The organism is Parageobacillus sp. KH3-4, from assembly GCF_022846435.1.
GTDB classification, from domain to species: domain Bacteria; phylum Bacillota; class Bacilli; order Bacillales; family Anoxybacillaceae; genus Parageobacillus; species Parageobacillus thermoglucosidasius_A.
Genome location: NZ_AP025627.1, coordinates 886,261 through 909,868, shown reverse-complemented (window position 1 = coordinate 909,868; position 23,608 = coordinate 886,261). Strand labels below are relative to the sequence as shown.

Sequence of the window (23,608 nt, the reverse complement as noted above, 5' to 3'; positions counted from 1 at the left end):
AATTTTGCTATTATTGGTCACGTATTTGCTGAGCGGACAACGCTTCGACAGTAACTTCTGGAGATTGCTCCGAATAAGTGCACAGCTGTTTCGTCTCTCCCTTTAAACAAATAGAATAATAGCGGTCCATCTTTATCTTGTTTTACGAGCACATAAGGATGGATTCATTTCCAATGGCAGCATATTTCCGGTAAACGGGTCCTGAAACGGATGAAGCAATCCTGCTTCTACAAGCTGCTTGTACGCTGGCTTTTCGGAAGAGCGCGATGGCAAAAATTCCACTTTTTCTGCCCCAACATAAAGACGCGCCGCTTCGTAAAGCACATAGGCATCAGAATAAACGCTCCCTCTTTTGCTTTTTCGATGATATGAAGCACAGCAAACAGCAATAGAAGATACAATTCCTAAAATGACAATCACAGCTAACAGTTCCACTAATGTTATTCCTCGATTTGTACGCAGCAACATATGGCCACTCCGCCATTCATTACTGCTGCGATGACGGTTGCCCCTCGGGAACTACTTCTGTTAGTGGATTGCGCTTTTTGCTCGGCGGAGGAACGTCTATTTGCGGCAGCATATTTTGCAACTTCGCTAATTTCGGATAATAAAACGCGCTGACCGTTACCGAATACGTTAACGGATTCACTTCCGTATCGACCGACGTCAATTCCGGATTTCCAGTAAAAGAGAGTGATTCAATCGATACAATGCGGTTCAGATTTTCAAGCGTCTGCAAAAAGCGCTCAAGCTGATAGTATGACGGGGATTGCACCGTCAATTGCGCCGTCACTTTTTTCAATCCGTCCGGCGGCGCAGAAGGAGATTGCTCTGTCTTTTCTTGCGGATTTGCTGTCACATTTTCGTCTTCTTGAAAAGTCATGTTCGAAATCGTGCTGCCTGAAACTACTTCCGCTTTTTTGAAATCGAGCAATAGCTGTTCCGTCAGCGGCTTGACCGGTATCTGTTTTTGCAGCTCCACGATGCTTTCCGGCAAGCTGGACTTTTGCTTGGCAATCTCCGCTTTTACAGCAGCCAGCATTTTTTTCTCGCTTGCCACCGTGCTACTTAACTCTGCAATTTGTTGATAACGCGGATAAAGCATATAAAAGTAAAGCCCTGCACACGCAGCGCCAAGAACCGTAAACAAAAGAAAAAGAACGAAAAGTTGCCGTTTTGAGAAACGTACGGTCATGGTTGTTTCTCCTTTTCCTCTAACGCTTGTTTATGGACATGCATTTCATATTGAGCGAGATAGCGGGGCATTACTTGTTCCGCGGCCATCCTTTGTTGTTCATCGTTTTCTTCGTTTTCATTGACAGCCGAAAGGCTTTTCAACTGTACATCAGCGACAAATTTGGCTTCCGACAGCCGCTTTAAGTAATAGGCCGCTTCCTCGCTTGTATCAAATTGCACCGAAACCGTTACCGTTCCATCTTCTGCATAGGAAAAGTTCATGATAAATCCGCGCTCCGGCAACAATTCCGCCATGTTGCGCAAAAGAGGCACCATTTTGAGCGGATAATCTTTCGCCCATTGCGCCGCTTGGTTTAGTTCATTGATTTCCCTTTCAGATTCGAGATCGGCAAGCTTTTGCTGCTCAATCGCCTGCAGCGCCCGCGCCTGCTTCAGCTCTTTTTCCAGCGAGTCGATTTGCATCTCCGCTCTATCAACAAGAATGTAAAAAACAGCTGCGGCAATCACCACCATTGCAGTGACAATTACTATACTAAGAAGAAAAACAACATTTTTCGGTTCTTTTTTTGGCAGCAAATTAATATCGACGAACATCATCATTTCCCTCTTTTAACGCAAGTCCCCACGCGAGATGATAGCGTACATCCATCGTGCTCGCCATCGCAGCCGAAAGCAGCTCGACCGGAACGTCCAGCCGTTCTTGCAACGATTGATAAACATGGGACAAACGCGGATGATCTCCCATAAGAAACACGCGGGTAATTTGTTGTTTTCCTTGATGAATGGAAAAGGAATAGAAGCGCATCATCCGTTCCATTTCTTTATATATATCTTCAAACGGATCGACGAATCGTTGCCGGCCCTTTTCAATATTTATATCTTCGTACTGCTCCAGCAAAAGATGGCGCATAAAAACAGGTTTATGCTGATGAAACGCGCTAACATTGACAGAAGATTGGTCAAATTGGATAAGCAAAATATGATCATCTTTTTTGGCTTGATCGGCTATATAAAAAAGGCGATAGGCACATAATGGAGAAACGTCAGCGGCAATCGGGCGCAGCTTTGCCTCCTCCAAAAGCTGCGCGTAACTTAACACCAAATCTTCCGGAGCAGCGAACAATAAAACAGTAGTTGCTTCCTGCGTCTTTTCGAAAATAACGTAGTCAAACACCGGGTTGTCAAACGGCAACGGAATCGTTGTTCCCAATTCCATAAACAAATAGCCGCGAATTTCATCTTCTTCTAAATCGGCAGGAAGCGGAAGCCGGCGGATAATCACGAAAGAATCTGGCACAATGAAACGAACGCGTCGTTTTTTTATTTTCCACTCGTCCACGCATTCTTCTAAAATCATTTCCAACGTTTCGTGATCCATGATTTTTCCGTCATGAATAATCCCTTTCGCAAGCTGGCGCTCACCCCATTTATGGACAGACAACGGATCGTTCGCTTTTGTCTCCACATATCGAATGATATGATCTTTGATTACTAGATTGGCAACTTTATGCCTTGGCTGAAAAAACGTAAACATCTTCATGTTTTCCCCTCGTATTAAAAGAAAATCGTTTGCTTATACCATTCAACGATGTCTTGTCCAAAAAAATAGGCGGTAAATGACCCGAGGACAATCGCAGGTCCGAACGGCATCGGCTCCCGGCGCCGAACTTTGCCAAGCGCCATGCCAATCAGCCCGATCGCTGTTCCGTAAAGCGTGGAAAAAAAGAACGCAAGCAGCACCATTTTCCATCCAAGCACAAATCCGAGCAGCGCGAACAATTTAATATCACCGCCGCCCATGCCGCCTTTGCTGATGACGGCAATGAGGAAAAGCAGCAAAAAACCAACCGCCGCACCAACAAGCGCATCCCGCCATGGAATGAATGGAATAAACAGCCGCTCTAAAAGAAAGATCGCCGCAAAAGCAAGCAGCACTTTATCGGGAATTATCATGTAGCGAATATCGGAAACGAATACAATCATCAATAACGAAATGAGCGTCCAACATACGATCAATCCTTTTGACCATCCCACCAAAAACGGCGAAATCGTAAAAAGAATCGCCGTCGACAGCTCGACAAACGGATAAAGCCAAGAAATCCGCTCCCCGCATCCTCGGCACTTCCCTCCTTGCCATATGTATGACACAACAGGGATAAGCTCCCGCGCCGTAAGCTGCCGCTTGCAGCGCGGGCAATGCGAACGAGGAAACACAATCGACTCTCCCGCAGGCACGCGAAGACCGACGACATTAAAGAAAGAGCCGAGGAGAAGGGAGTATAGGAAAATGAATACTTGTATCATTTTAAATCAATCCATTAATTATCACGTACTTCAGAACGTTTTAAATCATCTTCTTTAACTGCCTTTTTGTCTGTAGTTTGCACTCCGCGTTTATCATTAACTAGCTTCACTTTATAAGATAATTTGTTGTTATCATTAATAATAACTACATAAGATGTATTGCTAGTTGGCTCACCGCTTACATTTTCACCAGTAACAGTCTTTTCCGTTACTGTATCTCCACCTTTTTTATATTCGTTATCTGGCTTATTATCTGGGTCTTTCACTGTTTCTAAATACCCTTTATCCTCCAAATATTTCAGTGGTACAATTTTGGCCTTTCCGCTTGCTGGAACTAAATCTTTATCGGACGTTACCGCAATTTTCGCGGCGTTAATCATTTGCTGCGCATTTGATACGTGTGCGTCTTTTTTCGAGTTGTCGATAAGTCCGCCGATCGCCGGAATTGCAATCGCCGCGATAATCCCTAAAATGACAATGACGGCAAGCAATTCAATCAACGTAAGCCCTCGTTCGTTTTTCACCAATCGCTTTATCATCGTAATACCCCTCTCCCTACTTTTTGTTTATCACACTTTTTTCCTAAATTATTGTACACGATTTATCTATGCATGAGAATATATTCCTTACAATTACTGTTGAATATGATTAAAAATATCGTACATCGGTATGATAATCGAAGCGACAATCGTTCCGACGACCCCCGACAAAAGCAAGATCATGATCGGTTCAATCAGCGACTTTAGCCGGTCGACGCCGGCGTCTACTTCCGCTTCGTAAAAATCAGCGACTTTCGCAAGCATTGCGTCTAATGACCCTGTTTCTTCGCCGATCGCAATCATTTGCGTCACAAGCGGCGGAAACGCCCAATGCTTTTTCAATGGTTCAGCAAGCGATTGGCCGCGCTCGAGCGAATCGCGCGCCTGCCTCATCACTTTGCCAATGACTTCGTTTTCAACGACATTTTCCGCGATTGACAGTGCCTGCAAAATCGGAACGGAGCTGGAAAAGAGCGAGCTTAATGTCCGCGTCATGCGCGCCAATGCCGCTTTTTGTATTAGCTTTCCGAAAAACGGGATGCGCATTGCCGCGTAATCAAGGTAGTATTTTGTCTTTTTTTGTTTTTTCATCAGTGAAAATACGGCATATATCCCTATGAATCCGGTAATGACGAGCCACCAATACGTTTGCATTATGTCGCTTGCGCGTAATACAAATTTCGTAATCGCCGGAAGCTCCGCGTGAAAGTCGGCAAACATAGCGACAAATGTCGGGACAACAGAAACTAGCAAAAAAATGACGACCACAACGGCAATAACAGCGACAGCGATTGGATAGGTAAGCGCGGAAACTATTTTTTGCCTTGTGCGGTGCATTTTTTCAAAGTGGTCTGCAAGCCGATCCAACGTTTCATCCATATTCCCGCCTGCTTCCCCGGCTTTGACCATGTTGACAAACATCGCCGGAAAGACGCGCGGATGCTTCGCCGCGGCGGCGGATAACGGATTTCCGGCGCGAAGCGACTCTTCGACTTCGACAAGCGCTTTTTTCAACGCCTTGCTTTCTGTTTGGTCCGCTAAAATGCGCGTGGAATCCACGACCGATACTCCCGCTTTTAATAATGTCGCAAATTGCCGCAAATAAATGACGAAATCTCGCAGCTTTACCGCTTTTCTAAACGTAATTTCTTTGGTGAGTATCGTTTGCGGCACCTCGGCGATTTCGATGACTTTAATTCCCTTTTGCCGCAATTTCATGATCGCGTCCCGCTTGGACTCGCTGACAATCGTGCCAGTTCGCCGCCCTCCCTGCATCGTTCGGCCTACATATTTAAACTGAGGCATACGAATCGCCACTCTCCTGCGCAAGATAAGGTTCAGCCGCGTCGCGAAGGATCAGCCCTGCTTGCATCAGCTCTTTAATGCTCATCGCCAGCGTACGCATGCCAAGGGCGCGGCTTGTTTGCATGACGTTGACGATTTGATGAACTTTTTCGTTGCGTATTAAATTGGCGACCGCAGCGTTATTGATTAAAATTTCCGTGGCGGCGATCCGCCCTGTTTTTTGCGGCGTTGGAAAGAGCCGTTGAGAAATAATCGCGACAAGAACAGACGCCAGCTGAATGCGGATTTGTGACTGCTGGGCAGGCGGAAACACGTCAATAATCCGGTCGATCGTTGCCGGCGCGCTCGATGTATGTAGCGTGCCAAGGACGAGATGCCCCGTTTCCGCGGCGGTAATCGCGGTATGGATCGTTTCCAAATCGCGCAGTTCCCCGACTAAAATGACATCGGGATCTTGCCTTAGTGCCGCACGCAACCCGTTGGCAAAATTGTTCGTATCAAAGCCGACTTCACGCTGGTCAATAATGCAGCTTCCGTGCTTGTGCAAATATTCAATTGGATCCTCCAGCGTAATAATATGTTTGCGCATCGTTTTGTTCATATAGTCGATCATTGCCGCAAGCGTCGTCGACTTTCCGCTTCCCGTCGGTCCTGTCACTAGCACAAGCCCGTGCGGCTTTTGCGCGATTTGCTTTATCACTTCAGGAAGGCGCAGTTCATCAATCGTTGGGATTTTTGTCGGAATGATGCGGATGGCCAGCGACACGCACGACCGCTGCCTATACGTATTGACGCGAAAGCGGGAGACGCCGGGAATCCCGTAGGAAAAATCCAATTCTCCTTTTTCCTGAAATCGCAGCCATAAATGAGACGGGATGATCGCCTTGGCCATTCCTTCTGTATCTTCCGGCCGCAAAACGTCTTGGCCGTATTTTTTTAATTCGCCATTGATGCGGAAAATCGGCGGCACGCCGACCGTTAAATGAACGTCGGAGGCTTTTACTTCAAACGCTGCACGTAAAAGAGCGTCCAATCTTTGTCTCATTTTTTCCCACCTTTAACTTAAAATCGCCACTTTCAATACTTCTTCTAGCGTCGTTAATCCTTGCTTTACTTTTAATAATCCGTCATCAATCAAAAAAATCATGCGGTTTTTAATGGCAAGCTCGCGCAATTTCGAAAATGGCTCTTTATTTAAAATGACGCGGCGCATTTCGTCGGTCATCACAAGCAGCTCATGAATGGCGATTCGTCCTTTATAACCCGTCATATTGCACGTTGGACAGCCGCGGCCGCGAACGAGCTTGTCGATTTTCATGCCGCGGCGGGCAAAAATCTCGATTTCCCTTTTCGTTGGTTCCTGCTCTTCTTGGCAATCGCGGCAGACGCGGCGAACGAGCCGCTGGGAAACAACGCCGGCTAAAGAGGTCGCCACAAGAAACGGCTCAATTCCCATGTCAATTAAGCGCGTGATCGTGCTTAACGCGTCGTTTGTATGCAAAGTGCTTAACACTAAATGGCCGGTTAATGACGCGCGGATCGCCACTTCCGCCGCTTCGCGGTCGCGAATTTCTCCAACCATAATAATGTTTGGGTCTTGCCGCAAAATTGAACGCAGCCCTTGCGCAAACGTCAAGCCGACATTTGGATTGACTTGAATTTGATTGACTCCTTCAATCTGATATTCGACAGGGTCTTCGATCGTAATAATATTCACTTCGTCGCTGTTTAAATGGTTCAGCGCCGCATATAACGTCGATGATTTTCCCGCTCCAGTCGGCCCAGTAATAAGAACGATTCCGTTCGGCCTTTCAATGAGTTCAATAAACCGTTGCAAATTTAACTGGTTAAAACCAAGCTTATGAATATCGTTCAGCGCCGCCCCTAAATCAAGAATGCGGATCACGATTTTTTCGCCGTAGATGGTCGGCAATGTGGAAACGCGCAAATCGACCGGATGGAAATCGACGTTCATTTTAATCCGCCCATCTTGCGGAATGCGATGCTCGGTAATATCCATATTCGCTAAAATTTTAATTCTGGCCGTCAGCATGCTTTGCATATGTTTTGGAAGCGCGCGGTCCGTCCGCAGCATTCCGTCGATGCGGTAACGGACAAGGATTTTCGTTTCCTGTGGGTCGATGTGGATATCGCTCGCCCGCTGTTCAACGGCGAGCTGCAAAATTTGGTTAACAAGCCGGACAATCGGGGAATCTTCTTCTATTGCCCGTTCCTCTTCCACCTTTGTTTCCGCTGCGGGGGCCATTTGTAAAAAATCTTCTACAGACTCATTAATGTCATAATATGTATGGATCGCCCGCAAAATATCATCTTTTGAGGCAATCGCCGTTTCAATATGAAATCCTGTCGAAAGGCGCAAATCATCGATGACAAAAAAGTCCATCGGATCAGCCATCGCTACAAACAGGCGTTCCCCCTCAATTTTTAAAGGCATCACCATATGCCGCTTGGCAAATTCTTTTGGAATGAGGTTGGTTAGCTTCGGATCGATCGGATAGCGGTACAAGCTGACATGCGGGATGCCTAACTGAAATTCAAGCACTTCAATTAACTGCTGCTCGGTAATATACCCGCGCTGCAAAAGCGCATCGCCCAGCTTTTGGCCGGGAGCTTTTTCTCTTAAAGCTTCCTGCAGCTGCTCCTCCGTAATTAGCCCCGCTTCCACTAATAAATCTCCTAAACGCTTTCGCTCTTGTTTTTTCTTCATCTTTCATCCCTGCTTTTCGTTATCGTCGTTTTTCTGCTTGCCGTTCGCATCGTTCGTTGTGGAAGGTGCTTTCTCTTTTTCCGGCTGCTTTTCTTCAGATTGTCCGTTGTTTTCCTCTCTGTTTTCGTTCATTTGTTCATCGTTTTTCCGATTATTGTCTGTTTGTTTTTCGTCAGCTGTCGACGGTTCGGATAAGGATGCACCCGACTGGGTGTCTCCAAGTTCCAATCCGCGAAGTTCAATGTTGTACGATGGCGGATAAAAGTCTTCGGCAATCGTTTCCACACGTACAAGATGGTTTTGCTCGTCATACGTTTCTCTCTTCACTTTTACGAGCATTCCCCGTTTTCCCGCTTGTCTGAATCGGCGTTCTCCGGGACGAAGGAAAGGGCTATATTCAACAATGGTCCGCGGCTTGAAATATTCGATATCCCCGACTCGCACCACATATTTATAGGCAAACGGCAGGCCGAAAAGCGCAACACGCAAGCCGTTTTCTGTTTTTTGAAAACGCAGTGTGTAAGCGGTGGTATTTGGATTATAAAACTGCAAATCGCGGTGTTGGCCGTCTACTTTCGCTTCGTAGCCAATCGCTATTCCATTGGGCAGTTCATTGCTTGTATGCCGTTCGACCACCGTAAAATTCGTCGGCAAAATCGCCTGGTAAATTGCTGAAGCAATCGTGCTCATCTCCTCAGAAGAAAGCGAACCGCCCGTTTCTTTGATATATGAGGCAAGCGAAAAAACGCTTTTGCCCTTAATTTCAATGGCCGGATTGGCAGCAACCCATGCTAGCCATGGCGTTTGCCTTTTTCCGATTTTCAATGTTGCCGCGCTAACTTGCTGTATCGTTTCGTCGGAACGGGAAACATATGCTGCAAGATCAATTGGCTCTGACGGCATTTGTAAACTGGCTGCAATATTCGTTACATCGTTTTGTAATTTTTCGAGATTGATAGAAGAAGCAAGCGGCGGGGGAAGTAATTTTTTTATTGTTTTGGAAAATGACTGCACGTCAAGCTGGACAAAAAGCCGCGACGGTCGTCCTTCGACAATTTGTTCTACGCTCCGCTCAATGTGGAACGCAAACTGCGACGTAGGAATTTCTTCCTTCTTTTCTTGATATGCCACAGTAATCGTGGCGTTTCCCTTCCATTCATCCACTTTTTTTGCAATTTCCGCTAGCGCCTCTTGTTTGGATTTATTTGCCACAGAAATAGGCCCAACCATCGTTCCTGCGGGCAGGCGGCCAGTCTCTTCCACAAACGTTTCGTACGCGAAAGCACCGATATGGGAAAAACTAACTAAATAAACTGTACCAATTGCGATGACGAGAAACAATTTTACCGCAGCAAATTGCCTCACCGCCTACCTCCCCCTTTTGCTTATGCCTCCACGTTCATCGATATATCAACGATCACGCTTGGTCCTTCTTCCTGCGCTTTTTGAATAAGTTCTTCCGTCAAAACGGTTCCAGCTTCAATAAACGTATTTCCGTTTTTGTCGACAATATCTTTCGTCACCCGTTTTCCCTTTAAAAGCTCCATTTGCTTTTCGCGCAACGCCTGAAGCGCTTCTTTGCTTTCCGCTTCTTCCATCACCATCTCGCCGCCGGAATGCCGCTCATCTACATATTCGTTTTGCGGAGCATTTTCCACCGTTTCTTCGTCATCCTGCTCTTTTGCTGAAACGAGCAAACGTGCTTCAGCAAGCAAAGAAGATGGCGCGTCTTCACTGACAACTAAAATGTCTTTTCCATATGTTAATACAAATTGCGATGATAGCACTGCTTGGCGGTCACCAACATCCAGCTCGACGCCGATAATTTCTCCCGTTTCTTCATCGACGAAAAATTCGGTCACCTCTCCTAGCAGCTGCCCTTTTCTCGTCATCGCTTTCGTGTTTTTGACGCGAATTTGTTTATTGACGAGCTGGTTGGCGATCGGGATTTCCGATAAATCAATAACATCGTGGCAGCTTTCTACCGTTACCGCAAACTCGCCGATACCGATCACTTTTTTAAACGGAATCGCTTTTAAGCTTAGTTGAACATCTTCTTGTTCAACGGTGAGAAAATCGATCGAGCCTTTCTCAGGATTAATGACTAGCGTTTTTACCGTCCCTATTTGCGCACCATCGGAGATACTAACAATTGGAAGGTTCATGATTTGTGCACTATTCTTCATCTTTTCACCACACCTGTCCTTTATAATTTCTGTAATATGTGTGCAAGAAATTGAATTTCTTCTTTTATGATTGGATATGAATGGAATTTGTCCTGCAGCTGCGCAAGCAATGACGCAAGTTTGTCATATTGTTTCTCCAATAAATAATGTTCCATTAACAAACGCGCGAACACGTAATAGCCATAATCGGGTAACGGGGTTTGTAAACATTGAATAACACGTTGTTCATATTCTAGCGGATCTATGTACTTGCGGTTTAACTGAAGCTCAGTAACAACGGTTTGCAAAATTTCCGACTGAACCCGCGAAATAGCCGTGAAACTTTCTGCTAGACTAGCAGCGTTTTCCTTCGTGGAAATAGCTTGTTCTTTAGCCCTCAAATCACTCTGATTCTCTTGTGACCATTCGTTGTCATTCCATTCTGCCATTTGCGCTTCTTGTGCTTTTCCATTCACTTTTTCCGGCGACATTTTTTCATTTTCCAAAAAGAATGATTGTTTTGCCGGTGAAGAAATAGCTTCTTTTGATTCCGCTTTTTCGAAAAGAATATCGTCCCATCCGAAACCATCCGCTTCTATTTTTGTCGGTTGTTCATTCCTTTCCATTGCTAAAGGCTTCGTCAACATGCTCCACTCTTCTTGTGAATTATGTAATCGGTTTTCTTCGCCATCACGCACTGCCGTCTCTTGTGCGCCATCAGGAACAACGGCCAAATTTTCTTCCATTTCCAGTGTTACGATCGGCGGCAGCTCAGCAAACGGCATATCTGTGCTTGATGTTTCAAACGGCCGTTCAGCGAATTTCTCCGCTTCGTTTATGCCGCCATTGTCTACTGTTTCCCACGGAAACTCGCTTTCCGCAACAGCCTCTGCCTGTTGTTCATCTATAACCGCAGCAGAAGGCAGTTCGCTTATTTCCGCCGTTTCGCTTTTCTGGGAGTTTTTTTCATTTTCCCATGGAAATTCATGTTCTGCCTTGATTTCGATCCGTTCTATATCGGCAGCGCTCTCCAATGGAAGCTCATCTACCGCGATGATTTCATTTGGCTCTACTGCCGCATTTGTTTGTGAAACGTTTTGCGGCGCTGCCTCTTCATTGACTGGCGCTCCTTCTTCCGCACGCAGCGCATCGTCGTTTTCGCCAATGGCAAAAGAGGAAGGTTCATTTTGTCCCTCTAATTCATCGTCATCGATTTTGTTTGCCGCATAAAAAACATGCGCGAACTGGCGATGAAGCAAATACGTCACCGCGACCATCAGCAGTCCTAATAATAGAACAAGCTGCCACATTGGAAAGAAGGACTTTGCTACTAAGGCAAGAAGGGAAAACAACAAGGCAATGATGAGCGCTACGATTTTCCCACTCCAACTTAATCCAACAGGAAGAACAAGCAAAATCGGAATAGCAAGGACAAAAGCAATAATGGCAAATATAATGTGCTTCAATGTTTCACCCCGTTTCCCGCACCATTATATAAGACAAATTTCCTAAAAATAACGCAAACTTGGCTCTAACATATTGTATAATAAAGTTACATATTTTGAAAGAAGGGCATGTCCAATGGAGGAAAAGAATTTTTCTGCAACCCGCGCCTCAAAAGGCTTCACCTTAATGGAAGTGCTAGCGTCCATCACGATTTTGTCCATCGTCGCAATAGGAATGTTTTCCTTTTTTACGAATGCCATGAAATATACGACTTACAACCAAGGAAAAACGGTCGCCATCAACATCGCCCGCGGCGTATTGGCCTATATGGAGCGCCTTGATTTCGCGGCGTTGAAACAATACGTTGACAACGAAATACAGCGTTCGGACAAACCGTTTGTCCATCTGGATGCTTCTTACTGCGACGACTTGCCGTTGTTTGGCGATAACGAACAAGCCTGCAAAAAGATTCTGGGCCCGACCATCAATAACGTTGCTTACGATGAAACGCGCATTCATGTGTTTCTCGTTCCATATAATGACAGCAAGACATGGGACAAATTACGGGAATCTCCTCCGGAAGAATTTCCAGCATCCTTAAAAAAAAGAATTAGCGAAGAGAGCATAAAAAATCCGGATCCAAAGCTGCAAAACTATTTGCTGAAAATTTACGTGATTGTCCGCTGGGGAGATCGCGTGGATGATTCAGAGTGGCTAGAAGGTGTGATTGCCAATGAAACGATACGTTAATAACGCAAAAGGACTATCGCTCGTGGAGCTGTTGGCGGCGATTTCGATCTCCTCCATTGTCATCGCTTCCATCTATGGAGTGTTTCTCAGCGGGCTTAACGCATACAAGCGCATTAACATCGAAAATCAACTGCGCAGCGAAGCTGATTATATTGTCGCCGCCATCATGAATAAACTTCACGAGTTTGCGCCGGACGGAATCGCGATGGACCAAGGCCAAACGGCAAATGCACAAATCGTATTTGTGAGCGATAAACAAAAAGTGATCGATCCTTCTCTCGGCATGGTCAAAGAAGAGCCAAAACCAACTCTCGAAACATTTACTGTTGCCTTGCAAGATGGCTCGATTGTCGTCGATGGAGAACAGCTGCATTCGAACCGTTTAAAAATCGTTGCGGACCAATCGGAGTTTTCTTACAGCTGTGCCAAACAAGAAGAAAATATTTGCCGCAGCGGCGTCGTTACCATTATGCTTGCCATCCAAGACCGCGACCATGACGATCCGGACGATTTGCTGTATATCCAACCGTTTACATTAAAGACGGAATTCGGCTTTTAAGGGAAGTGGGCGCATGAACGAAAAAGGATATAGCTTAGTAGTCGCGATGCTGGTTATCTCCATTTTTTTCCTTCTTGGCTTAACCATTTTGTCTGTTGCGATTTACCAAGCGCGATTTACGGAAATGCGCGTGGAAGACGTCGAATCGCTTCACGAAGCAACGCAAGCAATTGAAGAAGCGGTCGCGGAAATAAAGGTAGCTATTTCGAATCCTTCTTTTGAATTGTCTACTCCTAGAAATCTGGACACACAATTAGCTGCGCTGTTCCCTGATTTAGCGCGGCGCTATGGGGTAAAGATTCAGGACGTAACAGCAAAAGATATCGATCGTAATAAATTGTTCACCCGCGTTTTTTTGCTTTCTAAACCGTACGGCAGCAAAACGGTGGAAAGACGGGTGATTTTGACGAATACGCCAAGCTTTTTGAAATATGCACTTGGTTCGAAAGAAGACGTTGTTTTAGACGGCGGGGCGTATATTGACGGAAATATTTACGCTGGAAAAAACGCCTATGTGACAAATGTCGCCAATTACATCAACAATTCGAAAAAATACATGGAACGAACATCGTTTCCGACAACGAGCAAAAATAGCGTATTGTTTGTCAATGGAAGTTATTATTCTTGTGACCATAAAAAAAACGCGTGTTATAACATTAAGGACAATGTTTTTCAGCGCATTGAGGAAAATTATTCTAATGACGTTCGCTTTCAATCCCAAGCCCCTTCCATTCAGAAAGAACGCGAGGAATTTATTGATGTTGATTTTGACTGGACCGTAAAAGATAAATTGTTAAACGCAGCGGGAATAGAAACATTTAGTCAAGAATATACTGCTTATATTAATAAAAGCACCGACCAACTTTTCCATGAGCTGCAAGCCCAAGACAACTTTGCTGTCTTGAAGAGCGTTTCGGAATTACGCGAAAAGATCGATTCAATCGATCGATCAGTAATTCTTCAATCCGAAGATTCTTCGCTATTTTTCCTTGACCGTGGAGAGCTTAATTTACAAAATAAATGGCTGATTATAAACGGCGATTTATTTTTAGGAAACAGCGTTAACACGCCAACGAAAGTGCGGGGAAATATCATTGTGTTCGGCAATTTGACAATCAGCGGCGATATAGAGCTCGATTCGACGATTTACGTCTTTGGGCCGCTTGATTCGCCAAACGCCCCTGGGCACACGTTGATTTACAACGCTAACATTGCCGGCTGGAATGATAAAGAAGTCGTGCTTCTTTCCAAAGGAGCGTTGGAAATCGCGCGAATCAATGAGTTTGAAAACGAATTTAAAGACGAGCCGAATTTAAAAGGATACTTTTATACCGACAGCAATGCGACTGTCTATGCTGTCGGCTCGTACATCCACATTCGAGGCGGCTTGTTCGCCCGCGGCAACACGTCAGGCAAAGCCCCCGACGCCGACGTCTCCGGGCTTGTGATCAACGCCTATCGCGGCGCCGCAACAAAACCACAACAAGGCGGCTCCATCTCGTTTACACCGCCTCCGTCGCTCGATCAAAAAGAGGAGGCGCGCTTTATCATTCATCATGACCCATCGGTATTTATCAATCGCGGAGAAGGATTGCCGTTTGTCAAAAAATTAAATCTTGTCGTTGATAAACTAATCGTAAAATAAAACGACATAGGGAGCCTCACCCCTATGTCGTTTTTACATGTTACCATCTGTTCTTCCCACTTTCCTCGTCACCGCCGCCTGGGGATGTTTTTTCTTGAACGATGACCGTCATCGAATCTTGAATATCTTGACCGTCTTTCGTTTTTTCCTCCGCGATGGCGGTAATGGCCGAGTATCCGACATCTTTCGCGACGATATACCATCTTCCTTGCTCTTTTTCCACACTTACATATTCTGGTGCACCCGATGCGACAGACTGGATGTTTTTGTTTGTCGCGTTATTTGGAATAAACGTCAAGATGGAGGCAACGTCCACTTTTTCTCCGACTGTCATATATATAATCGGTTGTTGGAAACGGATCGCTTCTAATGGAACAAACGGATCGATCACCGTAATCGTCGCCGTCGCTGAAACATCGCTTCCATCCACCGCCCTCACCGTAATCTCTACCGTTCCCGGCTGAATGGCAGTGACTGTTCCATCCTCCACCGTCGCGACGTCCGGATTGCTTGAAATCCACTGCAATGTTTTGTTTGTCGCGTCGCTTGGCACAATCGTTACCGGAATTGTCTGCGTTTCGCCGATTTCCATCGTTTGTTTATAGTCTCCTAATGTTAATTGGCGAATCAGCTTAATATACGTAAGCGATACAGTCGTAATGCCGTCCCCTTTCGTTAGGCCGCCTTTTGCCTTCACGTATATCGTCGATGTTCCGTCCGAAGTGACCGGAATTTCATACGGCGAAGAAAGCGTCGCCCAATCGCTGCTTTGCTTGGAATTTTCGATTTTGTATTCGTACGTGACCCCTTCTCCTGCGACACGCCCTGTTACTTTAACGGTTACCGGTTCGGTAACAGTCGCGCCACTTGGGATTTGCTGGTCGTCTGCGGCTATAATTGCCACGCGTGGTTTTAAATATAGCTCCACCGTCTCACCGTTATTGTACGTAACGAGAAGAACAGAATCGCTGTCTTCCTTAAATTGCAGCGCCTTCACCGGAAGCGTCAGCAACCCATAATCGTTCGGATGTTTCGTCATTCCAAGCAAATTGGTCGCTGAATCAAACTCTTGCCATTTTGTAATAAGACCGCGGCTGTCTCCTTCGTAATACATATCAGGCGATTCACGCAAGCGGACTTTCATTTCAATCCGCTGGGAAGGAGCCTTTAATGACGATGTCCGCGCGCCGTATTTGCTATCTTGGAACGAAACGATAGCCGGCGGCAGCTGCACCCCTTCCATCGCCCAATTCGCTTGAAGCGTCATTTCGCCGGTAATCTCGTTGTTATTTAATTGCTTATAGTCGATGACCGTATTTGGAAACGCAATTTCGGCATACTGCACGCCGTTTTCCGTATATACGGTCACGTTTTGTGACGGAACAACCGTAATTCCGTCTGGAAGCGGCTGAATCAATTTGATGTTGCTTATGTTTCCGGACGCGCTTCCGACATAGCCAATGGCAGTTAGTGAATAATGTGCCTTGAAACGGTTCGAATCATCGTCTGTATTGCCGAATTTCACTAAGTCGTCTACGTCACGCGTGATTCCTTCTAGCGTCACCGTTCCGTCAAACGATGGCGGAACTTCGTCTTTGACAACGACCGTGACTGATCTCGTGATCGGCGGCTGTTCTGCGCCGTATATATCGCGATACGTCAATTCCGCGGTAAACGTATATGCCCCGTTTGCTTTAAACAATACAGGAATCGGAATATTGACCGGCGGCGGTGCCGGCTGCCCTGCTTTATACGGAATAGAAAACGCAATATACGCGTTTTCTTTTTTCTCATCGAGCCAAACTTGCTCCGTCTCGGCGATTTCCACGTTTCCGCCAAACGAGGTTAGCGGAATTTTTATCGTTCCGCTTAATACCGGATCGGTCGCCAGCTTCGAAAACTGCTGGAAAATTTCCGTTAAGCTTTGTGGCGTCCCTTGTTTCGCTTGTCCGCCTGCTGTCGATGACAACTTTTCCAAATAGCCCATATCGACTTCTTGATGATTGCCAAAGCCGATAGAATATAGTGTAATGTTGTTCATGCCAAGGGTTTTGGCAACATTAATTCCATGTAAACGGATTTTTTCTTCAAATTCTCTATATTTTGTTCTGTCCCAATATGTCTCTGTTTCTGGTTTATCAGGATAATAGATAGTTTGAGTTGCCGTTATGCCATTGGAATATAAAATATATTGTACGTCTAAATCTTCCGTGACTTGTCTACACGTTTTCCGACCCTTTCCTTCACAGACTGTATACGTAATCGGTTCCTTTGCCACCGACACTGTCGGCATCCCATCCGTTAAAAAAATGATATATTTCTTCCGGGTTGGGTCGTTAAAAAACGATTGAGCTTGCTGCAGTGCCTGCGTATAGTTCGTTCCGCCATCTGCACGAAGACTGTTAGCTACGGTCGCAATCCAATCTAAATGTTGCTTGACGTCATATGCTCCGGTAGGAAATGGCACGACCTTATTGTATTGAACGTCGTCGGAAAACGGAACGAGAGCAAATCGGTCATTCGGGTTGGCGTTCGCTTTGAAATAATCGACGGCAGACTGAAGTGCATATTTTGCGCTTTGAAGCTTCATCAGCGTCATCGATCCTGACACGTCAAACACAAACACGACATCGATTGGCGGGCGAACGATATTGTCCACTCTTCCTTTTGGAGTTAACGTTACATCCAATCTCCCTTGCGCGTCCCCGTTCGGCGGCTTTGCATATTCTTTTTGCGACGATGCAAAATTAAAGTCTAAATATGTGCTGCTTTGGGAACTTCTTTTCACGTATTCATAAGGGACAGATGGAAAAGAAAAATATTCTCCGTTCTCTCGATAGGCAACAACGACAATTTCGTATGTCACCGTTTCTGCTTGCACCGCCGGCCATTTGCCGGTCATATCGAGCGAAAACGTATATTTTTTCTCGCCGTTTCGGTCGGACGGTGCTTCAACCGCGTCTACGCGATAGCTTACCGCTGCATTTTCCTGTCCCTTTACGTTAATGCGGACATCAAAATGGCTGATCGTGTTTCCTTTTCCGTTCCCTTCGCCCGGAGCTGTCGCCCATCCTTCAATTTTTTCATCCGTTACTAAAGTAATAGTACCTTCTTTTTTGTCATCCGCCCGCGCCGACTGCGCGCTGATATGAAAAAAGCCCACTATCATCACGAAAATTCCAATCAATGATATGAATTTTCGCCATAATGCCACACTCCTCCCCTCCCCCTTCCAAAGTACTATTTTTCTTTTATTATACCAATGGTCTTCATGGCAATGTTATTACTTTTTTAAAAACTTTCTCACTTCCGCAATAAAGTAAAGCGATCCGGTAATTAAGAAAAGGGCGTCGCTTTGTTTTTGTTTTTTCTTTTCTTTAATCCAGCCTTTCCAATCATCCGTCGCCACTTTGTTCGGATGTTCGCACAACATAGCAAGCTGCTCGGCGGATGCGGCGCGCGGAAAATCAAACGACGTAAACGTTATCGTTTTCGCGATTCCAGCAAGCGGCGGAATCATTTGATCAAGCGGTTTATCCGCCAACGCGGCAAATAACACGTGAACATCTTTGTTTGGATAATGCGAATGCACCGTATCAATGAGACTATGAATGCCTTCCTCGTTGTGAGCGCCGTCGATGATGATCAGCGGCTTATCGCTTACCCGTTCAAACCGTCCGACCCATTTCGCCTTTTCCAGTCCTTCATAAATATGTTCTCTTTCAATCAAAAACGAATAGCACATCCGCAAATACTCCGCCGCCATCACGGCTACTGCCGCGTTTTGTACTTGATGTTTGCCGAACATCGTTATTTTTAAATCTGGATATTGCGAAAATATCGTCTCTACCGAAAAACGTTCGCCATCCTCTGCCGATTCATGACGGACAATAAAAAAGTCTTCTTCCAATCGATATGTTTTCGCTTTCAGCGATTTCGCTTTTTCGGAAATCACCGTCCATGCTTCCGGCTGGTTCACCGCGGTAATCACCGGAACGCCCGATTTAATGATTCCCGCTTTTTCAAAAGCAATTTTCTCCAGCGTTTCTCCTAAAATGTTCATATGATCGTAACCAATATTTGTGATAATGGAAAGAATCGGATAAATCACGTTCGTCGAGTCGAAGCGGCCGCCGAGTCCTGCCTCAATGATCACGACATCTTGAATGTTCTTTTTCCCAAAATAATAAAACATCATCGCCGTAATCACTTCAAACTCTGTCGGCGCGCCAAGCTCTGTTTTTTCCAGTTCTTCTGCAAGCGGTTGAATCACTTGCACAAGTTCGACAATTTCTTTGTCGCGAACTGGTTTGCCGTTCACGCTTATTCGTTCATTAAATTTCTCCACATACGGAGAAGTAAACGTTCCGACCGAATAGCCAGCCGCTTGCAAAATATGGCGCAAGTAACTAACGGTCGAACCTTTTCCATTCGTCCCGGCAACGTGAATCGCTCTTACGCGGCGCTCTGGATGCCCGAGCTTTTCCATCAACCATTCCATCCGTTCTAATCCCGGCTTGATTCCTAAGCGCAAACGTCCATGAATCCATTCCAGCGCTTCTTTATATGTACGAATCATCATATTTTCCCCCTAACTAAAATTAAGATGTGATGAGAAAAGACGAATCCAAAGTGCTTGGATTCGTCTTCATGATAAAAGAAGCGGCGACGCGTTGTCTATTTTTTTAATTCGGCAAGGCGCGCGCGAACGGCCTCGCGTTTTTCCAAGTAATCTTTTTCTTTTTTCCGCTCTTCTTCGACCACGTGCGCAGGCGCTTTCGTAAGGAATCCTTCGTTGCTTAGTTTCTTCTGCACGCGCTCGACTTCTTTATTGAGTTTTTCGAGTTCTTTTTCAAGCCGTTTGATTTCTTCGTCGATGTTAATAAGCCCTTCAAGCGGCAAAATCAATTCCGCGCCCGTAACGACGGCCGTCATCGCTTTTTCCGCTACCGGAATGTCGGTTGCAATGATCAGCTCGCTCGGATTGCAAAAACGTTCTAAATACGCGCGATTTTTCTCCAGCGTTGCCTGCACTTGTGCATCTTTTGCCTTAATGTGCAATTTAACTGGCTTGCTTAATGGCGTGTTCACTTCGGCGCGAATGTTGCGGACTGCGCGGATAATATCAACAAGAAGATGCATTTCTTCCGCCGCTTCTTTGTTTGAAAGTTCAGGGCGCACTTCCGGCCATTTCGCTACCGTAATCGACTCGCCTTCATGTGGAAGGTGCTGCCAAATTTCCTCGGTAATGAACGGCATGAACGGGTGAAGCAGGCGCATCGTATTGTCCAATACATAAGCCAATACGGAACGCGTCGTCTTTTTCGCTTCCTCATCGTCGCCGTAAAGCGGCAGTTTCGCCATTTCAATATACCAGTCGCACAAGTCGTCCCAAATAAAGTTGTACAATACGCGGCCGACTTCGCCAAACTCGTATTTTTCAGCAAGCTTTGTCACCGTTTCGATCGTTTCGTTCAAACGGGTTAAAATCCAATGATCAGCAACGGTTTTTTCACCGCTTAAGTCGAGCTGGTCGTATGTCATTCCGCCCATATTCATCAGTGCAAAGCGGGAAGCGTTCCAAATTTTATTGGCAAAATTCCAAGTTGCTTCCACTTTCTCGGTGCTAAAACGCAAATCTTGCCCCGGTGCGCTTCCTGTCGCCAAGAAGAAACGAAGCGAATCAGCGCCGTACTGGTCGATGACATCCATCGGGTCCACGCCGTTGCCGAGCGATTTGCTCATTTTTCTTCCTTGCGCGTCGCGGACAAGACCGTGGATTAATACATCTTTAAACGGTCTTTTCCCAGTAAATTCAAGACCTTGGAAAATCATGCGCGATACCCAGAAGAAAATGATGTCATATCCAGTGACAAGCACATCAGTTGGATAATAGCGTTTATAATCCGGCGCCTCTGTATCCGGCCAGCCCATCGTCGAAAACGGCCATAACGCCGAGCTAAACCATGTGTCTAATACATCTGGGTCTTGCTCCCAGTTTTCGATATCGGCCGGCGGTTCATGATCGACATAAATTTCACCTGTTTCTTTATGATACCAAGCCGGGATGCGATGCCCCCACCATAATTGGCGAGAAATGCACCAGTCGCGAATATTTTCGAGCCAATGCAAATATGTTTTTTCGAAGCGTTCCGGAACAAAATGCACTTTTCCTTCCGTTTTTTGCAGCTCCATCGCTGCTTCGGCAAGCGGCTTCATTTTTACAAACCATTGCGTCGACAAATACGGTTCCACCACTGCGCCGCTCCGTTCGCTATGGCCGACAGAATGCACATGTTCTTCGATTTTAAAGAGCACGCCTTGTTCTTGCAAATCTTTCACGATCTGCTTGCGGCATTCGAAACGGTCCAATCCTTGATATTGCATCGCGTTTTCATTCATCGTGCCGTCTTCGTTCATGACGAGGATGCGCGGCAAGTTGTGGCGGTTGCCGATTTCAAAATCGTTCGGGTCATGTGCCGGCGTAATTTTCACCGCGCCTGAACCGAATTCCATATCGACATATTCATCGGCGATAATCGGAATTTCGCGGCCGACAATCGGCAAAATCACCGTTTTGCCGATAAGATGTTTATATCGCTCATCATCTGGGTGAACGGCTACCGCCGTATCGCCTAGCATCGTTTCCGGGCGGGTCGTCGCCACTTCGATGTAGCCCGAGCCGTCGGCAAGCGGATAGCGCATATGATAAAGCGCGCCTTTCACTTCTTTATAAACTACTTCAATATCGGATAGCGCCGTTTTGGTGACCGGATCCCAGTTAATAATGTATTCACCGCGATAAATAAGCCCTTTTCGGTAAAGCGATACGAATACTTCGCGCACCGCTTTCGATAACCCTTCGTCTAACGTAAAGCGCTCGCGCGTATAATCAAGGCCAAGCCCTAATTTCGCCCATTGCTGACGGATGTGGCTCGCATATTCTTCCTTCCATTTCCACGTTTCTTCGAGGAACTTTTCCCGGCCTAAATCATAGCGAGAAAGTCCTTGCTTGCGCAGCTTTTCTTCTACTTTTGCCTGTGTGGCGATGCCGGCGTGGTCCATTCCCGGAAGCCACAGCACGTCATAGCCTTGCATCCGTTTCATGCGCGTAATAATATCTTGCAGCGTCGTATCCCACGCATGCCCTAAATGCAGCTTCCCTGTTACATTTGGCGGCGGGATGACGATTGTAAATGGCTTTTTATCGGGAGCGCCCGTCGCCTCAAAAAATTTTCCGTCAAGCCACCATTGATAGCGATTCGCTTCTACCGCTTTATGGTCGTACTTCGTTGACATCGTAATCTCGTTTTGCTCCATTTGTTTTCCCTCCTTCTTGCTAAATAAAAAACTCCCTTCATCCGAAAAAGGACGAAAGGAGACTCTTTCGCGGTACCACCTTTTTTCTTAAGCAAAGCAAGCTTGCTTAAGCGCTTCATTGCGATAACGGCATATCGCCGGCTTCCTCTACTAGGCACACGCCGTTCAAAGAAGCAGCTCGAGGGCGACCTTCCAACGATAACCGTCCTAGGAAATCTCGCAGCTAATGATTTCCCTCTCTGAAGGCGTTATTCGTTGTACTCTTCCCTGTCTTCGCTTTTTTACTATTTTTTCTGTTTATTATACTACCGAAAAACTCATTTCATCGTCAATCATCTTTGCCAAGTTTTTATTTCTTTATTCCATTCCTTTATTTTTGGTGACAAAAATGATATCCCATCATATTTTATAGTAACATCCAAAAAAGGGGAAATTGCTCCATGAAACGATTTAACTATTATTCATGGCCGCCATGGCTTCGGCAAATTCGCGCCATTTGCGCGCAAGTGATCATTCCGATTACGATTTTTCAAGCGGTCCGCACGATTTTTTTTCCGACGACATTTGACGTTATTTTGTTAGCGATTCTCATCCTTATCGCGGTGGCGTTTCATCTGGAGTGGCTTTAGCTTCTTCTTCCACTTTTCGCTGTATAAGGTGCATGATAGCATGTTCAATGTTTTTCATGGTAAAGTAACGACGCTGCAATTCGGAAACATATTCCCGTTCGCTTTTTTCATGTTGCCGTTTTGTCGCGTATTCATAAACGCAGTGGTACAAAAAATGTGGTTGCGCGAGATGGCTGAAAAAAAAGGACCGTTCTTCTTCCGACAAAGATAATGCTTTTTCGTATTCTTCAACTCCTTCCACCCATTCATCACCGATCGGCGGAAATGTGCGCATATGATGGCGAAGCGCCACGATGACATCGAAAAGCGGAAAGTTCCAACCGGCGCGTTCCCAACTAAAAAAATAACGGTGTCCGTTTTCCAGCACTATATAATGCGAAAGCCGCGCTTTCCCGTGAATCCAAGCGATTCTCCATTTTTTTGTCTCTTTGATTGTTTCATACCATTTCTCCATTTCCGTTTCCGCGAATGAGTACGCTTGCATTGTTTCATGAAAATATGTGCAGCATTGCAGTTGAAACGGGGACATATACCACGCATTTTCACACTTTTCCACATATGATTGCAAAAAGGAACGCTGCCTTCCCCACTCTCTTTTTTTATTCTCATAGTAATTTTTGATCTCTTCCTCATTAACGTCCAATTGTTTTAACGACTTTTGATGCAAATGTGCGAGATCGCGAAAAAAAGAACGGACATGTTTGCGTGCTTCTTGTTTCTCGGCGGACGAAACCCACGGCATTAAATAATAATACCGTCCATGCGTCGCAAATGGAAGACCTTGTCTTGTCAAATAAAGCGGAACCGATTGTTGCCCGCAAAAAATATACGATTGCTGAATGGCCGCTATTTCTTGGGCGTTCGTTATTTCTTTTAAAGCAAATGTGCCAACATTGGTATATACTTTTTTTACTTTTCCATAGTGATCCACGCGGAACGGTTTAAGCCCGTATTGCCGCAAAACGGGCACGTACATCTCCATGCGTTCTCTATTCAACAAAACTCCCCCCCCTTCATAAAA

The 23,608-nt window shown here is 45.7% G+C and carries 20 protein-coding genes and 1 other annotated feature; of the genes, 4 read left to right on the top strand and 16 right to left on the bottom strand.

The features are described from left to right. Positions 1-132: 132 nt before the first annotated feature. The 12 genes from MWM02_RS04590 to MWM02_RS04535 all read right to left on the bottom strand — a co-directional run bounded on the left by MWM02_RS04590 (position 133) and on the right by MWM02_RS04535 (position 11,704). Positions 133-468, bottom strand: a complete 336-nt coding sequence (locus MWM02_RS04590) for a type IV pilin protein (RefSeq protein ID WP_346015934.1) — start codon at positions 466-468, stop codon at positions 133-135. Positions 469-487: 19 nt separating this feature from the next. Then, positions 488-1,195: a type 4a pilus biogenesis protein PilO gene (pilO, locus tag MWM02_RS04585; RefSeq protein ID WP_064549679.1), complete on the bottom strand. Its 708-nt coding sequence runs from the start codon at positions 1,193-1,195 to the stop codon at positions 488-490. Next, the gene (locus MWM02_RS04580) at positions 1,192-1,794 is read right to left on the bottom strand and encodes a PilN domain-containing protein (protein WP_244403045.1); all 603 of its coding nucleotides are present in this window, start codon (positions 1,792-1,794) and stop codon (positions 1,192-1,194) included. The genes pilO and MWM02_RS04580 overlap by 4 nt, the downstream gene beginning before the upstream one ends. Continuing rightward, positions 1,775-2,737 (bottom strand): type IV pilus biogenesis protein PilM, encoded by a 963-nt coding sequence (pilM, locus tag MWM02_RS04575; RefSeq protein WP_244403044.1) that lies wholly within the window; start codon positions 2,735-2,737, stop codon positions 1,775-1,777. Before pilM ends, MWM02_RS04580 begins: the two co-directional genes overlap by 20 nt. 14 nt (positions 2,738-2,751) lie before the next feature. Next, positions 2,752-3,501 carry a prepilin peptidase gene (locus tag MWM02_RS04570; protein ID WP_244403043.1) on the bottom strand — a complete coding sequence of 250 codons (750 nt, stop codon included), beginning with the start codon at positions 3,499-3,501 and terminating at the stop codon, positions 2,752-2,754. Positions 3,502-3,515: 14 nt separating this feature from the next. Beyond that, a complete protein-coding gene (locus MWM02_RS04565; RefSeq protein WP_244403042.1) occupies positions 3,516-4,040 on the bottom strand; it encodes a prepilin-type N-terminal cleavage/methylation domain-containing protein in 525 nt (174 codons plus the stop codon). Between the two features lie 93 nt (positions 4,041-4,133). After that, entirely contained in the window at positions 4,134-5,345 is a 1,212-nt protein-coding gene (locus MWM02_RS04560) for a type II secretion system F family protein (RefSeq protein WP_244403041.1), read from the bottom strand. Then, positions 5,332-6,390, bottom strand: a complete 1,059-nt coding sequence (locus MWM02_RS04555; protein ID WP_064549675.1) for a type IV pilus twitching motility protein PilT — start codon at positions 6,388-6,390, stop codon at positions 5,332-5,334. The genes MWM02_RS04560 and MWM02_RS04555 overlap by 14 nt, the downstream gene beginning before the upstream one ends. 12 nt (positions 6,391-6,402) lie before the next feature. After that, positions 6,403-8,073 carry a GspE/PulE family protein gene (locus MWM02_RS04550; RefSeq protein WP_244403040.1) on the bottom strand — a complete coding sequence of 557 codons (1,671 nt, stop codon included), beginning with the start codon at positions 8,071-8,073 and terminating at the stop codon, positions 6,403-6,405. 3 nt (positions 8,074-8,076) lie between these two features. Beyond that, a complete protein-coding gene (locus MWM02_RS04545) occupies positions 8,077-9,438 on the bottom strand; it encodes a VanW family protein (protein WP_244403039.1) in 1,362 nt (453 codons plus the stop codon). 20 nt (positions 9,439-9,458) lie between these two features. Further along, positions 9,459-10,259, bottom strand: a complete 801-nt coding sequence (locus MWM02_RS04540; RefSeq protein WP_244403038.1) for a PRC-barrel domain-containing protein — start codon at positions 10,257-10,259, stop codon at positions 9,459-9,461. A 20-nt stretch (positions 10,260-10,279) separates the two neighbouring features. Further along, positions 10,280-11,704 carry a hypothetical protein gene (locus MWM02_RS04535; RefSeq protein WP_244403037.1) on the bottom strand — a complete coding sequence of 475 codons (1,425 nt, stop codon included), beginning with the start codon at positions 11,702-11,704 and terminating at the stop codon, positions 10,280-10,282. Positions 11,705-11,819: 115 nt separating this feature from the next. On the opposite strand from MWM02_RS04535, the gene MWM02_RS04530 reads away from it, so the two are divergent. From MWM02_RS04530 to MWM02_RS04520, 3 genes are read left to right on the top strand one after another with little or no spacing between them, the layout of a single operon-like run. Then, entirely contained in the window at positions 11,820-12,434 is a 615-nt protein-coding gene (locus tag MWM02_RS04530; RefSeq protein ID WP_064549670.1) for a type IV pilus modification PilV family protein, read from the top strand. Then, positions 12,418-12,993: a prepilin-type N-terminal cleavage/methylation domain-containing protein gene (locus MWM02_RS04525; RefSeq protein WP_244403036.1), complete on the top strand. Its 576-nt coding sequence runs from the start codon at positions 12,418-12,420 to the stop codon at positions 12,991-12,993. Before MWM02_RS04530 ends, MWM02_RS04525 begins: the two co-directional genes overlap by 17 nt. Positions 12,994-13,006: 13 nt before the next feature. Next, positions 13,007-14,638 (top strand): hypothetical protein, encoded by a 1,632-nt coding sequence (locus MWM02_RS04520; RefSeq protein ID WP_244403035.1) that lies wholly within the window; start codon positions 13,007-13,009, stop codon positions 14,636-14,638. A 40-nt stretch (positions 14,639-14,678) separates the two neighbouring features. Here the strand turns inward: MWM02_RS04520 and MWM02_RS04515 are convergent, their stop codons facing one another. The 3 genes from MWM02_RS04515 to MWM02_RS04505 form a co-directional block, all read right to left on the bottom strand. Continuing rightward, positions 14,679-17,852 (bottom strand): VWA domain-containing protein, encoded by a 3,174-nt coding sequence (locus MWM02_RS04515; RefSeq protein ID WP_481861746.1) that lies wholly within the window; start codon positions 17,850-17,852, stop codon positions 14,679-14,681. 69 nt (positions 17,853-17,921) lie between these two features. After that, positions 17,922-19,217 carry a bifunctional folylpolyglutamate synthase/dihydrofolate synthase gene (locus MWM02_RS04510; protein WP_064549667.1) on the bottom strand — a complete coding sequence of 432 codons (1,296 nt, stop codon included), beginning with the start codon at positions 19,215-19,217 and terminating at the stop codon, positions 17,922-17,924. Positions 19,218-19,315: 98 nt separating this feature from the next. Beyond that, entirely contained in the window at positions 19,316-21,958 is a 2,643-nt protein-coding gene (locus MWM02_RS04505) for a valine--tRNA ligase (RefSeq protein WP_244403034.1), read from the bottom strand. A gap of 44 nt (positions 21,959-22,002) precedes the next feature. Continuing rightward, positions 22,003-22,241 (bottom strand) — a binding site (T-box leader). 157 nt (positions 22,242-22,398) lie between these two features. On the opposite strand from MWM02_RS04505, the gene MWM02_RS04500 reads away from it, so the two are divergent. Further along, positions 22,399-22,587 (top strand): hypothetical protein, encoded by a 189-nt coding sequence (locus MWM02_RS04500; protein WP_064549665.1) that lies wholly within the window; start codon positions 22,399-22,401, stop codon positions 22,585-22,587. Here the strand turns inward: MWM02_RS04500 and ysxE are convergent. Further along, the gene (gene ysxE, locus MWM02_RS04495) at positions 22,553-23,563 is read right to left on the bottom strand and encodes a spore coat protein YsxE (RefSeq protein WP_064550310.1); all 1,011 of its coding nucleotides are present in this window, start codon (positions 23,561-23,563) and stop codon (positions 22,553-22,555) included. The genes MWM02_RS04500 and ysxE overlap by 35 nt on opposite strands. Between the last annotated feature and the right edge of the window lie 45 nt (positions 23,564-23,608).

Coding starts and splice junctions, on each gene's coding strand:
- MWM02_RS04590 (WP_346015934.1), bottom strand. CDS start 468: ATGTTGCTGCGTACAAATCGAGGAATAACATTAGTGGAACTGTTAGCT.
- pilO (WP_064549679.1), bottom strand. CDS start 1,195: ATGACCGTACGTTTCTCAAAACGGCAACTTTTCGTTCTTTTTCTTTTG.
- MWM02_RS04580 (WP_244403045.1), bottom strand. CDS start 1,794: ATGATGTTCGTCGATATTAATTTGCTGCCAAAAAAAGAACCGAAAAAT.
- pilM (WP_244403044.1), bottom strand. CDS start 2,737: ATGAAGATGTTTACGTTTTTTCAGCCAAGGCATAAAGTTGCCAATCTA.
- MWM02_RS04570 (WP_244403043.1), bottom strand. CDS start 3,501: ATGATACAAGTATTCATTTTCCTATACTCCCTTCTCCTCGGCTCTTTC.
- MWM02_RS04565 (WP_244403042.1), bottom strand. CDS start 4,040: ATGATAAAGCGATTGGTGAAAAACGAACGAGGGCTTACGTTGATTGAA.
- MWM02_RS04560 (WP_244403041.1), bottom strand. CDS start 5,345: ATGCCTCAGTTTAAATATGTAGGCCGAACGATGCAGGGAGGGCGGCGA.
- MWM02_RS04555 (WP_064549675.1), bottom strand. CDS start 6,390: ATGAGACAAAGATTGGACGCTCTTTTACGTGCAGCGTTTGAAGTAAAA.
- MWM02_RS04550 (WP_244403040.1), bottom strand. CDS start 8,073: ATGAAGAAAAAACAAGAGCGAAAGCGTTTAGGAGATTTATTAGTGGAA.
- MWM02_RS04540 (WP_244403038.1), bottom strand. CDS start 10,259: ATGAAGAATAGTGCACAAATCATGAACCTTCCAATTGTTAGTATCTCC.
- MWM02_RS04530 (WP_064549670.1), top strand. CDS start 11,820: ATGGAGGAAAAGAATTTTTCTGCAACCCGCGCCTCAAAAGGCTTCACC.
- MWM02_RS04525 (WP_244403036.1), top strand. CDS start 12,418: ATGAAACGATACGTTAATAACGCAAAAGGACTATCGCTCGTGGAGCTG.
- MWM02_RS04520 (WP_244403035.1), top strand. CDS start 13,007: ATGAACGAAAAAGGATATAGCTTAGTAGTCGCGATGCTGGTTATCTCC.
- MWM02_RS04510 (WP_064549667.1), bottom strand. CDS start 19,217: ATGATTCGTACATATAAAGAAGCGCTGGAATGGATTCATGGACGTTTG.
- MWM02_RS04505 (WP_244403034.1), bottom strand. CDS start 21,958: ATGGAGCAAAACGAGATTACGATGTCAACGAAGTACGACCATAAAGCG.
- MWM02_RS04500 (WP_064549665.1), top strand. CDS start 22,399: ATGAAACGATTTAACTATTATTCATGGCCGCCATGGCTTCGGCAAATT.
- ysxE (WP_064550310.1), bottom strand. CDS start 23,563: ATGTACGTGCCCGTTTTGCGGCAATACGGGCTTAAACCGTTCCGCGTG.